Here is a 15,515-nt window from a genome sequence, read left to right as displayed (position 1 = left end):
GGTTCGCCGTGCAATTTGCATGTGATGCGGGTCACGGACCTGCTGCTCCACCGCTGCGGCAACAGTATGGCTGTCCTGCTTATTTTCATTCATGGATGTTTTTGGAAACTGGTCTGGATTGTCTTCCTGTCGATCTCCGTGAGTGGAACTCTTCTAGCCAGACGTAGCGCCAGCGACACGGACGGTGGTGGTAGCGAATGCGCCCAGACGTTCTGGTCGGTCCTAGTGAGTGGGTGGTCGAGCAGTTCGGCGACAAGATCGCCGCTGAGCTCTGGACCCGGGTACCCGAAGCGTTGAGCACAGCAATCGACCGCGAGGTCAACGCTCACCCCGCCACGACGACCACCACCGAACGAGTGCTAGCCAACCCGCGTTGGCCGTTGCCCTACGAGGAGCTGGTCCTCTTTCTCGGGACGCTGCCCGGCGCCGAGGTGATAAGCGTCCCCAAATCCGTCTACCAGCTCGTCGTCATCAACGGCCATGTGGTGGTGCCCTGGTGCTACGGCCAGTCGGCGCGCATGTCCATGCGCGACGCCGAGGTGGGTCGCTCGTTCGGCCGGCTCGCCCGCGAGCTGCTACGCCGCTTCGGTCCGCCGTGGCGCCGCTCGCAGGCCGAGGCTCCGCTGCCGCTCGACGCCGTCGACGAGCGTGAGGTCGCCAAGATCTGCGCTGCCATCGCCATGATCGAGCCGACGCCCGAGGTCGTGATCGCCGGGTATGCGGGCGCGGCCAATCTCGGGCTGCTGCGCGCCTGCCTCGGTGAGATCAAGTCGACCGCGAACGGCTCGCTCAACTGGAGCCACCTCGACGACCTGCCCCTGCCTCCACCGGTCATCCCACGGCCCCGCCGCATGCGCTTTCCCTAGCGTCAGCAGGTCCCGCCCGTCGCCCGCCTCCGGCGGGCGACGGGCGTTTTGCGGGCAGGGTGGCAGGCTGAGGCATGGCTTCCTTCGTGGTGACCGGCGGCGGGCGCGGCGTTGGCCGGGCCGTCGTCGAGCGGCTGGCCGGCGCGGGCGGCGACGTCGCGGTGATCGAGTTCGACGCCGCCGCGCTGGACTGGGCGGGTACCCATCCGGCGGCCGGGCGGATCGTGCCGGTGATCGGCGATGCCGCCGATCCCGCGGTCGCCGAGCGGGCCGCGGCCGCGGTGCCCGCGCCGCTCGCCGGCTGGGTCAACAACGCCGCGGTCTTCCGGGACGCGTGGCTGCACGAGGTCCCGCCGGACGAGGTGCTCGCCCTGATCGGCCGCAATCTCGGCCCGGTGGTGGCCGGCAGCGCCGCGGCCGTCCGCGCGTTCCTGCCGCGGGGCGCCGGCGCGATCGTGAACGTCTCCTCGCACCAGGCGCAGCGGGCGGTCCGGGGTGCGCTCGCCTACGCCACGGCGAAGGCGGCCGTCGAGGGACTGACCAGGGCGCTCGCGGTCGACTATGGACCGCGCGGCATCCGGGCCAACGCGGTGGCGCTCGGGTCGATCGCCACCGAGCGGTCCGAGGCGCACGTCGCCGGGCTCACCGCGGCCGGTGCCGAGCGCTTCGCGCGGGAGATCGGGGGACTACAGCCCCTGGGGCGGATGGGGCGGCCGGAGGAGGTCGCCGAAGTGGTCGCGTTCCTGCTGTCGGAGGCGGCGAGCTTCATCAACGGCGCGGTGCTGCCGATCGACGGCGGCCGCGCGGCGCAGGGCCGGGACCCCGAGGAGGCCTGACCGGGCCCGCCGGCGCGACGCCGTAGCGGGCGTCCGGCTGCGTACGTCGGATAACCTGCGAAGAATGTCCCAGCCGCAACAGGAGTCGTACACGGTCATCCGGGATCGGGCCGTCTCCGTCGCGGATTACCTGCTCGCGGTCCGCGCCCACATGGAACGTCCCGCGCGGACCGTGCCCGCCGACGCGTACCGCCTCGACACCCTCCCCGCGCACCCGGCCGTCGAGCTCGGGCCCGCGCCCGACGGCACCAGCTGGCTGCGCGTCGGGCTGCCGGACCTGCCCGGGCCGGTCGCGGTGCCCGCGGAGCTCCGCCGCCGGCTCAACGAGATCAGCGCGACCGACGAGCCCAAGGCGGCCGACGCCGCGGACGCACCGGCGGACGCGAGCTTCGAGACCTGGCGTGACCAGGTCTGGCGACCGTGGGCGCTGCTCAGCCAGGAGGCGGAGAAGGCACGCACGCTGCACCGGCAGCTCTTCGACCTCATGCACCAGGTCGACATGACCGCCGCCACTACCGAGCTGGTCTGGGGCCACGGCATCCTGGAGACCGCCGTCGGCGACCAGCGGGTGCGTTATCCGCTGGTCGCGACCCCGGTGATCATCGAGTACGAGCCGGACCGCTCCCTGATCACGGTCTCGCCGCAGGGCCCGTCCCGGCTGCAGACCGACGCGCTCGCCGGGCTCGACGAGCGCTACCTCGGCCAACTGCTCGCCCTGGCCGGGCCGGCCGGCACACTCGAGGTCGACCTGTGGAACGACCTGGAGCGCCGTGAGCTCTTCGAGCGCGCCCTCGGCCGGCTCGGCTTCGAACGCCGGGTGGTGGAGCCGGGGCAGAGCGCGACCGGGCCGCACCTGGTCGACACCGGCGTCCTCTTCGCCCGGCCCCGGCAGCGGCTGCTCCGCGGTTTCCTCGAGAGCCTGCGGGATCGCCTGCTGGCCGGCGACACGGGCAGCATCGGCGCGCTGGCCGCGATCGTCGCGCACGAGCCCAGCCGGCTCCGGATGCCCGACGACCGGCCCGAGGACTGGCACCGGGTCGGCGAGCGGCTGCTCATGCCGTTGCCCACCAACGCGGCGCAGGAGTCGATCGCGCGCCGCCTCGCCCTGCACCGCAACGTCGCCGTGCAGGGCCCGCCCGGCACCGGCAAGACGCACACCATCCGCAACCTGATCTGCCACCTGATGGCCAACGGCAAGCGGGTGCTGGTCGTCGCGCAGAAGGAGGACCCGCTGCGGGTGCTGCGCGACGGCCTCCCCGAGGAGGTGCGGGCGCTCTGCCTGGCCGTGCTCGGCCGCACCACCGACCAACTGGTCCAGCTGCAGCTCGCCGCGCGGGAGCTCTCCGACCGGGCCGCCACCCTGGACAAGACCGCCGAGGCGGCCCGCGTCGAGCGGCTCACCGGCCGCCTCGAGGACGCCGAGCGGGGCCTGGCGGCCGCGCTGGGCGGTCTGCGGGCGATCGCCGAGAACGAGGCCGCCACGTACCGGATCGACGGGGTCGGCCTCTCGCCCGCCGACGTGGGTGCCTGGCTGCGGGAGCGGGCCGCCGCCGACGGCGGCATTCCCGACGCGGTGGCGCCGTCCGACTCACCGCCGCTGTCCGCGGACGAGTTCGCCGCGCTGCTGGACCTCGCCGCGCGCCTCGCGCCCGCGGACCGGGCGGCCGCGCTGCGCCCGCTGCCGGACGTCGCGGCCCTGCCCGACGCGGCGACCGCACGAGCGGCGCGGGCCGATCGCGAGGCGGCCGCCGACCGCGTGTCGCGCCTGGAGATGGCCGGCGTCGACACCGATTCCGTACGCGCACAGGGGCCCAGCCTCGTTTCCGAGCTGCTGGAGGGGCTGCGGGACGCGGTGGCGTGGCTGCACCGCCGCGAGGGCACGTGGACCGACCGGCTCGGGCGGCTGCTGTCCGACCCGCACTGGGCCACGATGTGGACCGACCACGTACGCGCGACCGAGGAGCTGCAGCGCTCGCTGGCCGAGCTCGCCCGCGTCCTCGGCGGGCACCGCGTCACCGCCGCGAACGCGCTGGTGGCCGAGCCGAAGCGGCTCCTCGCCGGCCTCGGCGAGCTGCGCGAGCGGTTCGCCGCGGGCAAGGGCGTCAACCGGCTGCTGCAGGCCGGCCTGTGGCGCATCGCCGACGAGGTACGCGTCGACGGGGAGTCGCTGCGCACGGTCGAGGACGCCGACCTGGCCGCGGCCTGGGTGCGCCGGGGACAGGCGCAGCGCCGGCTGGGCGAGCACTGGGCCGAGTGGATCCAGCGGCTCGGCATCCCCGAGCGCCACGGCGACCCGGAGGTGTGGGCGGGAACGCTGCTCGCCGAGGCGGCGCAGTCCCTGGGCTGGGACGCGCGCCAGTGGCCCGAACTCTCCGCGCGCCTGCGGGTGCTCGTACCCCAGGAGGAGCTGGACCTGGACGCGGCCCGGCTGGCCGAGGTCTCGGCCCTGCTGGACGACAGCCCGGTCGTCTTCGAGCTCGACGAGCTGGACGCGCGGGACCGCGCGGTCGCCGACGGCCTGGTGCCGTGGCCGGCGCTCGCCGCGGCCTGGTTCGATCCCGCTCTGGAGCAGTGGGACGACCTGGTGGCCGAGGCCCGCCGGCTGGTCGCGCTCAGGCCCGAGGCGGCGCGCTACGTCGAGCTGCGCGACCGGCTGGCCGAGGTGGCGCCGGAGTGGGCGGGCCAGGTCGGCGCCGGTCTCGTGCCGGCCGTCTCCGGCGCCGCCTGCCTGCGGGCCTGGCAGTGGCGGCAGGCGCAGACGTGGTTCGACCTGGTGGTCGGCAGCGTCGATCCGGCCGTGCTGAACCGCCGGGTGGAGCTGGGCCGCGACAAGATCCGGCGGCTCACCGGCGAGCTGGTCGTGGCGTCAGCCTGGCTCGAGGTCGCCCGGGCGCTCGACGACCGGCGGCGGGCCGCGCTGGCCGACTGGACCACCGCGCTGCGCAAGATCGGCAAGGGCACCGGCCGCACGGCGGCGGCCTGGCAGGCGCACGCCCAGCGGGCGATGGAGTCCGCGGTCGAGGCCGTGCCGGTCTGGGTCATGTCGGTGGACCGGGCCATCGAGCAGTTCGCCGGCGGCGCGCACTTCGACGTGGTGATCGTGGACGAGGCGTCGCAGGCCGACCTGTTCGCGCTGCCGGTGCTGTCGCTGGCCGAGCGGGCCGTCGTGGTCGGCGACGACCAGCAGATCGGGCCGCAGCTCGGCTTCGTCGGCTCGGTGACCGGGCTGATACACAGCCACCTCGGCGACGTGCCGTCCGCCGAGCACTTCGATCCCGAGTCCTCCCTGTACGACCACGCGGTGCGCCGCTCGCCCGAGCGGATCCTGCTCACCGAGCACTTCCGCTGCGTGCCGCAGATCATCGAGTTCTCGTCGCGCCACTACTACGACGGCAAGATCCAGCCGTTGCGCGCGGACCGGCCGCTGTCGGCCCCGGTGCGGCCGGTCTTCATCCCGGACGGCGTCCGGCAGCCGCTGGCACCGTACGGAGACGTGAACGTGGCGGAGGCCGACGCGCTGGTGGCGCAGGTGGCCGCGCTCGTCGCCGACCCGGCCTACCGCGGCCGGACCATCGGCGTGATCAGCCTGCTCAGCACCAGCGGCCAGGCGAACTATCTGCTGGGCGCACTGCGCGAGGCGATCGGCGAGGACGAGATGGAGGCGCGCCGGCTGCGGGTCGGCGACGCGTACACGTTCCAGGGCGACGAGCGCGACGTGGTGCTGGTGTCGATGGTGGTCTCCGACAACGACGGGCGGCCGGCCGCGTTCACCAAGCGCGAGTACCACCGCCGGGTCAACGTCGCCGCCTCCCGGGCCCGGGACCAACTCTGGATCTTCCACTCGGTGCGGGCGTCGTCGCTGCTCGCCGACGACGCGCGGGCGCTGCTGCTCAACTACGCGCTGAACCTGCCGGTGCAGACCACCGCACCGGACCTGGAGGTGCTCTGCGAGTCCGACTTCGAGCGCGAGGTGCTGCGCCGGCTGGTGAAACGCGGCTACCGGCCGACGCCGCAGTTCCGGATCGGCGGCTACCGGATCGACTTCGTCCTGAACGCACCGGACGGCCGCCGGCTCGCGATCGAGTGCGACGGCGACGCGTACCACGGGCCGGAGCAGTGGGAGGGCGACATGCGCCGGCAGGCGGTGCTCGAGCGGGTCGGCAACTGCGTCTTCGTGCGCATCCGCGGCAGCATCTTCGCCCGCGAGCCGGAGGCGGCCCTGCGCCCGCTCTGGCAGCGCATCGAGGAGCTCGACGTTGCGCCCTGGCGTGCCGACGAGCCGCTCGTCAGCGAGGACCGAACCGACGGCGATACTCCGTCGGACTCAGACCCGTCTCCCGGCGCAGCAGCAGCCGCAGGTTAGTCGCCGTGCCCAGGCCCGTACTCCGGGCGACGGTCTCGAGGCGGGACTCGCCGCGCTCGATCAGCCGGCACGCGAGCGCGACCCGCTCCCCGGTGAGCCAGGCCAGCGGCGTCGTGCCCAGCTGGGCCCGGAACCGCCGGTGCAGCGTCGCCACGCTGACCGCCGCCTGCGCCGCCAAGTCACTGATGGTCAGTGGTCGATCTAGGCGCTGCTGAGCCCAGGCCAGCAGTGGGGCCAGCGACTCGTCCGGTATGGCCGGTATCGGCCGCTCGACGAACTGGCGCTGGCCGCCGTCGCGGTGTGCCGCGAAGACCAGGCGGCGGCCGACCGCGTTCGCGACCTCCGCGCCGAAGTCGCGGCGGACCACGTGCAGGCCCAGGTCCAGCGCCGCCGCGCTGCCCGCCGCCGTGAGGATGTCGCCGTCGTCGACGAACAGGACGTCCGGTTCGAGGGTCACCGCCGGGAAGCGGGCGCGGAAGTCGTCGGCCCACCGCCAGTGCGCGGTGGCCCGGCGCCCGTCGAGCACACCCGCCTCGGCCAGCGTGAACGCCCCGCTGCAGAAGCCCATCAGCCGCGCACCTCGGGCGTGTGCCCGCCGGACCGCGTCGAGCACCGCCGGGCGGCGCGGCACCTCGACGTCGGGGCGGTTCGGCACGATCACCGTGTCCGCCGACTCGGCCGCCTCGAGGCCCGCGACGCCGGTCAGCGTGTAGAAGCCGTCGCGCATCAGCGTGCGGGGCAGCGGCGAGCAGAGGCGGAAGTCGTAGAGCTCGCGGCCCAGCTCGGGCCGCCTCAGGCCGAAGATCTCGGTCGCGCAGCCGAGTTCGAAGGGGTTCGAGTTCTCGTCGACGATCACCACGACCCGGTGCAAGGATTCTTGCGGCATGTGCGATTCCTAGCACTCCCGCGCGCGGGCGGCCAGGCTGGACGATGACCGGGTGAGCAATCTTCCCGTCTCCCTCGCCGCGGCCCTGGCCTCGTTCGACGACCTGTGGAGCCCGCGCATCGTCACCCGCGTCAACGACTACGACGTCCGCATCGCCAAGGTGTCCGGGGAGCACCTCTGGCACACCCATGACGACACCGACGAGTTCTTCCTCGTCCTCGGCGGCGACCTGCACATCGCCCTGCGCGACCGCACGGTCGTGCTGCACACCGGCGACGTCTTCACGGTGCCCCGCGGCACCGAGCACAAGCCGTCCTCGCCCGGCGGCGCCCAGATCCTGATGTTCGAGCCCACCGGCACCCTGACCGTCGGCGACCGGCACGACGAGATCCCGGACCACGTCGACGCCACCGTCGGCCACGAGCTAGGCGGGGACCGCCTCGATCCGCGCCTTCACCCGTGAGTGCTCGGCGAGCAGGTTGAGCAGCGCCGGCCCGTCCAGCAGCTCCACGGGCCGGTCGGCGACCGCCTCGTGCGCGGATGCCTCGTACCCGTCGAGGGCGACCAGGATGCCCTTGGTGGCCCCGGCGGCGGCCACCCGCTCGGCCAGTTCGGTCGCCTCACCCGCGCCGGCCGGCGTTCCGCGTACGGCGTGGATCACCACCGGGCCGCCGAACAGCGGCCGCGGATCCGTGGCCAGCCAGCGCGGGCCCTCCTCGGGCTCGCCCATCTCCAGGCCCATGTTGCCGAACAGGTCGCGGAGCAGCTGCTCGTACTCCCCGGCCGGCATGGTCGCCAGGTTCGGCCGCTCGTCGATGTCGGCGAGCACGTTGAACTCGCCGGTGAAGTCGGAGTCGGAGTCGAAGTCGATGACGGGGGTGACGCCCTCCAGCTGATCCGGCCGGTCGGAGAGCCCGGCCCGCAGGTGCTCGAGGCAGGCGACCGGGTCGACCCGGCGCAGCTTGATCGCGGCGAACGTGTCCCGGTCGGTGCGCACCGACACCAGGCAGGGGCGCACGAACCGGCCGGTGCGCCGGTCGACGGTGTCGACGATGCCGTTGAACAGCACCTCCGCGACCAGCCCGCCGCGGTCCGCCTCGACGATCTCGTGCACGGTCCGCAGCGCCACCATCGAGATGATCCCGGTGTAGCGCCGCCGGATCTCGCCCTCGTCGCGCGGCACCGCCGTCAGCTCGTCGCGGACCTTGTCGTGGCGGTACTCCTTCACCACCGGGATCACCTCGACCGGCGGCAGGTGGTACTCGACCAGCAGGTGCCGCTGCTTCGGCAGGTAGGCGAGCCGGAAGTGCTGCGGGAAGTCGTCGGGGTAGACCGAGTTGCCCAGCACCATCGCGAAGTACTCGACGACCGAGGCCGGGTCGGCGGCCGCCACCGCCGCCGCGAAGCGGTCCACCTCAGCGTTGTACGAGATCAGCTTCGCCTCGTAGCGCCGGCGGTTCTCCTCGTACTGCCGCTCGCGTGCGGCCAGTTGCCGCAGCCGGCGCTGCTCCGCCTCGGCCCACCGGTCGCGGGCGTCCTGGAACGCCCGCTTCGCCGTGGCGACCTGCTGCTGGTGGCTGCGCTCGCCACCCAGGATCCGGCCGACGCCGCGCGGCTCCGGCGGCGTGAAGCTCTCCCACCTCGGCTCGGGCAGCGGCCTGCCCAGTTTGCCCGGATCGAACGGCGGTACCCGGACCGGCTTCTTGAACCTGTCCAGGTCGATGTGGTCGTCGACATCCAGCGTGGACAGCAGCAGCACGTCGAGGTCGGCCAGCCGCGCCCGCACGTCCGCGTTCGCCGCCGCCGCGCTGGCGGCGCGTGCCTCCGCGTACAGCCGGCGCTGCTCGCGCTGCCTGGCCTCGTCGGCGGCGGCCCGCTGCGCCGCGGTGACCGCGAGCTCGGCGTTGCGCCGGATCAGCTGACGCTGTTGTTCCGCGGCGGTCCGAGCCCGCTGCTCCGCGGCCTCCTGCGTCGCCTGCGCCCGCTGCATGTCCCGAATGATGCCCATACGCTGTCGTCCTCGCTCATGTGCCCGAAGGGCCACCATATCCACCGTCCCGCGATCTCGTTACGGGGTGCATGTCCATCGCAGCGTTGCGTGCATGGGGGCCCGGGCCTTCGGGCGGAACGTCGCAGAAGGTTCCACATTCAACACTGCCAGTGACTGTCTGTCATGGACGCGCCGATGACCGGGGGAGGGCGCGGCGCGGTGCGGCGTTCAGCCGATCAGTTAAATTCACACTCTGAACGGTGGAGAAGCTGCAGTTCGTTGTTTTGTTGGGCCAGCTACGAAAACATTGTCGCGGGCGTGCACTGTTACATCGACCCGTGACGGGTCGTAATAGGTCAGGGACATCGACTCACCCGGGCGGGAGGTAACGACGGCGCATGACGGCACCCGAAGAAGGCTCACCACGTCCCCGCGCGCTGCGCGACCGCCCCTCCCGCCGTCCCCGAACGAGTCCCAACCAGGGCCCCCAGCTGCCGCTGCCCGAGCCGCGCCCGCCCGCGGACGACGAGGCGTGGTTCAGCTACCGGGCGGCCGGCGAGGAGATCGTCTGGTCCGCCGGGCTCACCGCCCTGCTCGGCCGGCCCCCGGCGGACACCGCGCTGAGCCGGCAGATCCTCGCCCGGCACGTGCACGTCGAGGACCACGCCAAGGCGCTCGGCGCGATCACCCAGGCCTGGACCACCCGCGAGCCGGTGCGCACGACGATACGGCTGCTGCGCGCCGACGGCGGCTGGTTCGACGTGGACTGCCGCCTCGAGCCGATCTCCGAGCCCGACGGCACCGTGCGCGGCATCCGCGGCCTGCTGCGCGACGTCTCCGTCCGCGAACGGGCCCGCCGCGAGGTGGCCCGGCTCAGCCGCCGGGGCGAGACCGTGCGTGCGTCCGTCGTCGAGCGCGACCCGGGGACCGGGCTGCTGACCCGTGGCCGCTTCGCCGACGAACTGGACCGGGCCCAGCGGCGCGGCGGCGGAGCGCTGCTCGTCATCCGGATCGAGCCGGACCACGCCGACGGCGTGCGCGCGGACGGCAACGCCGACCTGCTGCAGCGGGCCGCCCGCCTGCTGGAGAGCGTCGCCCGACCGGACGACCTCCTCGGCCGTGCCGGGCCCAACGAGATCGCCGTGCTGCTGGCCGGTGCCTCGTGGGTGATGGCCCGCCGGCAGTCCGACCTGTTCGTCGAGGCGCTGCGCACGCAGTCCTTCGTGCTGCCGGAGACGTGGCTGCGCGCCCGCGCCTGGGCCGGCCTGGTCCGGTTCCGCCCGGACGGCGAGGCCGGCAGCCACGACCTGCTCATCGACGCCGAGCACGCGTGGCGGCTGGCCCGCGAGGGCGACCGGCCGCTGACCCTGGTGGCCGACCCGGTGGCGGCCCGCGACCGGCAGGGTTCCTACCGCGACCGGGTCGCCGACGCGCTCGGCACCGACCGGTTCACGCTCTTCGCCCAGCCGATCCTCGAGCTGCAGACCAACCGGGTGCTGCGGCACGAGCTGCTGCTGCGGGTCCTGGACGAGGCGGGCGTCCCGCAGTCGCCGACCCAGGTGCTCGACGCCGCGGAACGCCTCGACGCGATCTACGACATCGACCTGTGGGTGGTCGAGCGGGCGCTGGAGCTCGCGGCCGCGCGCGGCGACCTCAGCCTGCAGATCAACCTCTCCGGCCGCTCGGTGGGCGACCCCCGCCTGACCTCCGGGGTCGAGGCCCTGATCGAGCGGTACGGCGTGAACCCCGAGCAGCTGACGTTCGAGATCACCGAGACGGCGCTGATCAGCAACCTGAGCGAGGCGCGCCACTTCGCGGACCGGATCCGCGACCTGGGCTGCCAGCTAGCCCTGGACGACTTCGGCTCGGGCTACGGGTCCTTCCGCTACCTGCGGCTCTTCCCCATCGACCTGGTCAAGATCGACGGCGAGTACGTGGTCAACCTCGTACACAACGAGGAGGACCAGGTGCTGGTCCGGGCGCTGGTGCAGGTCTGCCAGGCGTACGGGATCCACACGGTGGCCGAGTTCGTCCAGGACGAGCCGACCCTGCGCATGCTGCGTGAGCTGGGCGTCGACTACGTGCAGGGCTACCTGATCGGCCGGCCGGCGCCCGCCGAGGAATTGCGCCCGGCCGCCAGATTGAGGCGTTCAAAGCGCCCCTGATCGGGGTACCTGTTGGTCATGGAGCACTACACGATCGCCACCGTTGCCGAGAAGAGCCCGGACTTCCGCCGCGTGCTGTGGACGGGAAAGCACACCCAGCTCGTCGTCATGACGATCCCGCCCGGCGGCGAGATCGGCGAGGAGGTCCACGAGGTGGACCAGATTCTGACGTTCGTGAGCGGCGTCGGCGAGGCCAGGGTAAGCGGCGAGACCCGCAAGGTCGTCGCCGGTGACCTGGTCGTGGTCCCGGCCGGCCGCACGCACAACTTCACCAACGAAGGCCCGAACCCGCTCGTGCTGTACACGGTCTACGGCCCGCCCGAGCACGCGGACGGCGCGGTACACAAGACGAAAGACGAGGCCGACCGGCTCGAAGAGGCCGGCAAGGACGAGCCGCCGACGTCCTGACCCGGGCGCCTGACGACACAGCGCCGGGGTCGGCCGAGGCCCCCCAGCCAGCCGGCCCCGGCGCTGTATCGGGGTGGAAAGTCCGTGCGAACCCTACTCTTGAGGGTTCAAGGGCGTCGATCGACGTGCCCGATTGTTTGGCACCCGTTTCCCGAAGATTGTCGTTGTCGCATCGCCTGTGCAAGATCTGTCCACCCGGCCGCCGGGGCGTGCGGCCCGGGAAACTAACCTGCTGGCATGGGCGAGCCGCGGTGGTTGACCGACGATGAACAGCAGGCCTGGCGCCGCTTCGTCGAGGTGCTCGTCAGGCTACCGGCGGGGCTCGAGGGCCAGCTCCAGCGCGAGGCGGGCCTGACGCATATGGGCTACCAGGTGATGTCGACCCTCTCGGAGCGCGAGGACCGCCGGCTGCCGATGAGCAGCCTGGCGAAACAGGCGAGCGCCTCGCTGTCCCGGCTGTCCCACGTGGTGGCGCGCCTGCAGGCGCAGGGCTGGATCCGCCGCGAGCGCGACCCGGAGGACGGCCGGGTGCAGATCGCGGTCCTGACGGACGAGGGCCTCCGGAAGGTGGCCGACGCGGCGCCGGGGCACGTGGAGGCGGTGCGGCAGCTGGTGTTCGACCGGCTGAGCCCGTCGCAGGTCCGCCAGCTGGCCCGGCTCTGCGAGGCACTGCTCGAAGCGCCGTCACCCGAGACCGGCTCCACTTAGGCCGCCGAATCCGATGAACCTCGAGTCCGGTGGATACGCGCGCGTGGTCTCAGGTGAGAAGGTGTTGTCATGAGCGAGCCTGCGAGCGAATCATCAACTCCGTTCAGAACTCATGTCGTCGCCGGAGCGACAGCGGAGGCGATGGCATGAGTCAGCTTGTCAATGGAGTCATCGCCCGGGCCAAAGGTGCCCCTGTCGAGGTGGCCACCATCGTCGTGCCGGACCCCGGACCCGGCGAGGCGGTCGTCAAGATCCAGGCGTGCGGGGTCTGCCACACCGACCTGCACTATCGCGAAGGCGGCATCAACGACGACTTCCCGTTCCTGCTCGGCCACGAGGCCGCCGGGATCGTCGAGTCGGTCGGCGCCGGGGTCACCGACGTCGCGCCCGGCGACTTCGTGGTCCTGAACTGGCGTGCGGTCTGCGGCAACTGCCGGGCCTGCCGCAGGGGCAAGCCGTGGTACTGCTTCAGCACCCACAACGCGACGCAGAAGATGACGCTCGAGGACGGCACCGAGCTCTCACCGGCGCTGGGCATCGGCGCGTTCGTGGAGAAGACCCTGGTGCACGCGGGCCAGTGCACCAAGCTCGACCCGCGGGCCCGGCCCGCCGCCGTCGGCCTGCTCGGCTGCGGCGTGATGGCCGGCATCGGCGCGGCGATCAACACCGGCGGCGTCACCCGGGGCGACTCGGTGGCCGTGATCGGCTGCGGCGGGGTCGGCGACGGCGCGGTGGTCGGCGCCGCCCTGGCCGGCGCGACGACGATCATCGCGATCGACACCGACGACCAGAAGCTGGAGTGGGCGCGCGGCTTCGGCGCCACCCACACGATCAACGCGCGCGAGGCGGACGTGGTCGCCGCCGTACAGGAGCTCACCGGCGGGAACGGCGCCGACGTGGTGGTCGAGGCGGTGGGCCGGCCCGAGACGTACAAGCAGGCCTTCTACGCCCGTGACTTGGCCGGGACCGTGGTCCTGGTCGGGGTGCCGACCCCCGAGATGACCATCGAGCTGCCGCTGCTCGACGTCTTCGGCCGCGGCGGGGCGCTCAAGAGCAGCTGGTACGGCGACTGCCTGCCGTCCCGCGACTTCCCGATGCTGACCGAGCTCTACCTGCAGGGCCGGATCGACCTGGACGCGTTCGTCTCCGAGGAGATCCGCCTCGACCAGGTCGAGGAGGCGTTCGCGAAGATGCACACCGGCGGCGTCCTGCGTTCGGTGGTGCTCCTCTGATGCGGGTCGACCACGGCGTGACGCACGGAACGTTCTCGCTGGACGGCGAGACGTTCGACGTCGACAACAACGTCTGGGTGGTCGGTGACGACGACGAGTGCGTGGTGATCGACGCCCCGCACGACGTACGCGCGATCCTGGAGCTCGTGGGGTCGCGCCGGGTCGTCGCGATCGCGCTCACCCACGCGCACGACGACCACGTCCGGGTTGCCCCCGAGCTGGCGCGGCGCACCGGCGCGCCGCTGCTGCTGCACCCGGCGGACGAGGTGCTCTGGAAGCTGGTGCACGGAGGCGAGCCGATGCCGGCGCCGCTCGCCGACGGCCAGGAGATCACCGTGGCCGGCGGCGTGCTCCGGGTGCTGCACACCCCGGGACACAGCCCGGGCGCCGTCTGTCTGTACGCGCCCCTGCTGGACTGCGTCTTCACCGGCGACACCCTGTTTCAGGGCGGGCCGGGCGCGACGGGCCGTTCCTTCAGCGACCGCCCGACGATCGAGCGGTCGATCAAGGACCGGCTGCTCACCCTCCCACCCGACACGGTCGTGCACACCGGGCACGGCGCGGACACGACCGTGGGTGCGGAGATGTTCTGATCCTCAGGCGGCCCGTGCGTAGGCGGGCACGCTGCGGTCGGCGAGCAGGTCGAGGGAGAGGGCGGCGGTCCAGCTGAACGCCGGGGCGCCGATGCCCTCGCCGGTGACCGGGTGGAAGTACTCGAAGTGCCCGGACCGGTGCACCAGGCGGACCATGGCCGTCCGCAGGTCCTCGGCCTCGCCGCGGTAGCCGTGCACGAGCATGCCGCGGCGCAGCAGCCAGTTGACGTTGATCCAGATCGGCCCGCGCCAGTACCGCAGCGTGTCGAAGTCCGGGGCGGTCCGGTCGTAGCTCGGCACCGGCAGGCCGGTCCGATCCGGCAGGCCGAAGCGCGGCGACGCCGCCTCGGTCATGATCGCGGCCGCCTGCGCGGCGGGCAGTCCGGGCAGCAGCAGCGGCACCAGGCCGTTGACGCACCGGGCCGGGCTGAGCCTGCCGGTACGCACGTCGCGGGCCCGGAACGTCTGCGTGGAAGCGTCGAACAGGTGCTCGGAGATCGCCTTGGTGATCCGCGCGGCGCGCCGGCGGTGGATCTCCGGGTCCGCGCCGACGACCCCGGCGATGTGCACCAGGGCGTGCTCGGCCGCCGCGAGGATCGAGTTGAACGACGGGCACTCGACGACGAACGCGTGCCGGCTCGCCAGGTCGGCGTCCGCGTACCCGCCGCTGCGGTAGTCGAGGACCAGCCCCAGGTAGCGCGCGTAGTCGACGTCGGTCGGGCGGTGCGCCGCGTCCGCGTTCTCGATGTCCCGGCGGGTGAAACGGGTGAGCAGCTCCATGTCGGCGGGCACGGCCGACATCGCCGCGTCCCAGGAGGGGCTGTTGTCCAGCCCCGATTCCCACGGGTGCACGATGCTGGCGAGCCCGTCGCCGCCGGCGTCGCGGCGGGTGGTCAGGTACTCCTGCTGCGCGACGAGGCGCGGGTACAGCCAGGCCAGCTCGTCGCCGGCGGCGCGGGCGCACTCGGCGCCGTGCGAGGCGGCGCGGCGGTACACCTCCCACGCGGCGACCGCGTGCAGCGGCGGCTGCACCAGCCCGGTGCTGCCACGCGCGGGGCGCCCGGAGTACGCCGGGACGTCCCAGAAGCCCGGCCCCGGAAAGTAGTCGTTCTCGGCGGTGCCGGGGTCGAAGACGATGTGCGGCACCCGGCCGTCCGGCCATTGGGCCTCGAAGAGGCTGCGCAGGTCGCGCCAGGCGCGGGTGGGGTTCACGTAGGCGAGCCCGATGGCGATGAACGCGGCGTCCCAGCTCCACTGATGGGGGTAGAGGCGCCGGGAGGGGACCATGTGATCGTGTGACCAGTTGGAGTCGAGGACGTTAACGGCAGATTTCCAGAGATCAGCAGACATATCCGTGTTCACCGCGGCGTTCGGATCCGGCATCGGGCAGTGCATCATGTATAGCCCTTCCGCCGCTCGATCGGTAAACCATCTAGATCGGGTGACAAGGGCCGGGCTGAAGGATTCT

At 72.7% G+C, this 15,515-nt stretch carries 12 protein-coding genes; 9 read left to right on the top strand and 3 right to left on the bottom strand.

All coding sequences use genetic code 11. The features are described 5' to 3' along the window. Positions 1-233: 233 nt before the first annotated feature. From AB0B58_RS29770 to AB0B58_RS29760, 3 genes are all read left to right on the top strand, one after another. Positions 234-866, top strand: a complete 633-nt coding sequence (locus AB0B58_RS29770; protein ID WP_360230248.1) for a hypothetical protein — start codon at positions 234-236, stop codon at positions 864-866. A 74-nt stretch (positions 867-940) separates the two neighbouring features. Then, positions 941-1,702 (top strand): SDR family oxidoreductase, encoded by a 762-nt coding sequence (locus AB0B58_RS29765; protein WP_360230246.1) that lies wholly within the window; start codon positions 941-943, stop codon positions 1,700-1,702. A 64-nt stretch (positions 1,703-1,766) separates the two neighbouring features. Then, positions 1,767-6,065 (top strand): AAA domain-containing protein, encoded by a 4,299-nt coding sequence (locus AB0B58_RS29760; RefSeq protein WP_360230243.1) that lies wholly within the window; start codon positions 1,767-1,769, stop codon positions 6,063-6,065. Here the strand turns inward: AB0B58_RS29760 and AB0B58_RS29755 are convergent. Next, the gene (locus AB0B58_RS29755; RefSeq protein WP_360230241.1) at positions 5,989-6,951 is read right to left on the bottom strand and encodes a helix-turn-helix domain-containing protein; all 963 of its coding nucleotides are present in this window, start codon (positions 6,949-6,951) and stop codon (positions 5,989-5,991) included. The two genes, AB0B58_RS29760 and AB0B58_RS29755, sit on opposite strands and share 77 nt — an antisense overlap. Positions 6,952-7,003: 52 nt before the next feature. On the opposite strand from AB0B58_RS29755, the gene AB0B58_RS29750 reads away from it, so the two are divergent. Continuing rightward, positions 7,004-7,414 carry a cupin domain-containing protein gene (locus AB0B58_RS29750; protein WP_360230239.1) on the top strand — a complete coding sequence of 137 codons (411 nt, stop codon included), beginning with the start codon at positions 7,004-7,006 and terminating at the stop codon, positions 7,412-7,414. Here the strand turns inward: AB0B58_RS29750 and AB0B58_RS29745 are convergent. Then, the gene (locus AB0B58_RS29745; protein ID WP_360230237.1) at positions 7,376-8,959 is read right to left on the bottom strand and encodes a restriction endonuclease; all 1,584 of its coding nucleotides are present in this window, start codon (positions 8,957-8,959) and stop codon (positions 7,376-7,378) included. The genes AB0B58_RS29750 and AB0B58_RS29745 overlap by 39 nt on opposite strands. Before the next feature lie 380 nt (positions 8,960-9,339). On the opposite strand from AB0B58_RS29745, the gene AB0B58_RS29740 reads away from it, so the two are divergent. The 5 genes from AB0B58_RS29740 (at position 9,340) to AB0B58_RS29720 (ending at position 14,047) form a co-directional block, all read left to right on the top strand. Next, the gene (locus tag AB0B58_RS29740) at positions 9,340-11,106 is read left to right on the top strand and encodes an EAL domain-containing protein (protein WP_360230235.1); all 1,767 of its coding nucleotides are present in this window, start codon (positions 9,340-9,342) and stop codon (positions 11,104-11,106) included. 18 nt (positions 11,107-11,124) lie between these two features. Beyond that, entirely contained in the window at positions 11,125-11,514 is a 390-nt protein-coding gene (locus tag AB0B58_RS29735) for a cupin domain-containing protein (RefSeq protein ID WP_360230233.1), read from the top strand. 237 nt (positions 11,515-11,751) lie between these two features. Next, positions 11,752-12,222: a MarR family transcriptional regulator gene (locus AB0B58_RS29730; RefSeq protein ID WP_360230231.1), complete on the top strand. Its 471-nt coding sequence runs from the start codon at positions 11,752-11,754 to the stop codon at positions 12,220-12,222. A gap of 146 nt (positions 12,223-12,368) precedes the next feature. After that, positions 12,369-13,454 (top strand): S-(hydroxymethyl)mycothiol dehydrogenase, encoded by a 1,086-nt coding sequence (locus AB0B58_RS29725; RefSeq protein WP_360230229.1) that lies wholly within the window; start codon positions 12,369-12,371, stop codon positions 13,452-13,454. After that, positions 13,454-14,047, top strand: a complete 594-nt coding sequence (locus tag AB0B58_RS29720; protein WP_360230227.1) for an MBL fold metallo-hydrolase — start codon at positions 13,454-13,456, stop codon at positions 14,045-14,047. The genes AB0B58_RS29725 and AB0B58_RS29720 overlap by 1 nt, the downstream gene beginning before the upstream one ends. 3 nt (positions 14,048-14,050) lie before the next feature. Here AB0B58_RS29720 and AB0B58_RS29715 read toward each other — a convergent pair whose 3' ends face one another. Further along, complete coding sequence (locus AB0B58_RS29715) at positions 14,051-15,334, bottom strand: MGH1-like glycoside hydrolase domain-containing protein (RefSeq protein ID WP_360230225.1); 1,284 nt, start codon at positions 15,332-15,334, stop codon at positions 14,051-14,053. Between the last annotated feature and the right edge of the window lie 181 nt (positions 15,335-15,515).

It is taken from the genome of Actinoplanes sp. NPDC049118, assembly GCF_040648555.1.
In the GTDB taxonomy this organism is placed as follows: Bacteria; Actinomycetota; Actinomycetes; order Mycobacteriales; family Micromonosporaceae; genus Actinoplanes.
The sequence above is the reverse complement of the archived record's forward strand: the minus strand, read 5'-3'. Positions and strand labels throughout refer to the sequence as shown.

What these genes read in the sequence shown, in the direction of transcription:
- AB0B58_RS29765 (WP_360230246.1), top strand. Translation starts at nt 941, where the DNA reads ATGGCTTCCTTCGTGGTGACCGGCGGCGGGCGCGGCGTTGGCCGGGCC.
- AB0B58_RS29760 (WP_360230243.1), top strand. Translation starts at nt 1,767, where the DNA reads ATGTCCCAGCCGCAACAGGAGTCGTACACGGTCATCCGGGATCGGGCC.
- AB0B58_RS29755 (WP_360230241.1), bottom strand. Translation starts at nt 6,951, where the DNA reads ATGCCGCAAGAATCCTTGCACCGGGTCGTGGTGATCGTCGACGAGAAC.
- AB0B58_RS29745 (WP_360230237.1), bottom strand. Translation starts at nt 8,959, where the DNA reads ATGGGCATCATTCGGGACATGCAGCGGGCGCAGGCGACGCAGGAGGCC.
- AB0B58_RS29740 (WP_360230235.1), top strand. Translation starts at nt 9,340, where the DNA reads ATGACGGCACCCGAAGAAGGCTCACCACGTCCCCGCGCGCTGCGCGAC.
- AB0B58_RS29735 (WP_360230233.1), top strand. Translation starts at nt 11,125, where the DNA reads ATGGAGCACTACACGATCGCCACCGTTGCCGAGAAGAGCCCGGACTTC.
- AB0B58_RS29730 (WP_360230231.1), top strand. Translation starts at nt 11,752, where the DNA reads ATGGGCGAGCCGCGGTGGTTGACCGACGATGAACAGCAGGCCTGGCGC.
- AB0B58_RS29725 (WP_360230229.1), top strand. Translation starts at nt 12,369, where the DNA reads ATGAGTCAGCTTGTCAATGGAGTCATCGCCCGGGCCAAAGGTGCCCCT.
- AB0B58_RS29720 (WP_360230227.1), top strand. Translation starts at nt 13,454, where the DNA reads ATGCGGGTCGACCACGGCGTGACGCACGGAACGTTCTCGCTGGACGGC.
- AB0B58_RS29715 (WP_360230225.1), bottom strand. Translation starts at nt 15,334, where the DNA reads ATGGTCCCCTCCCGGCGCCTCTACCCCCATCAGTGGAGCTGGGACGCC.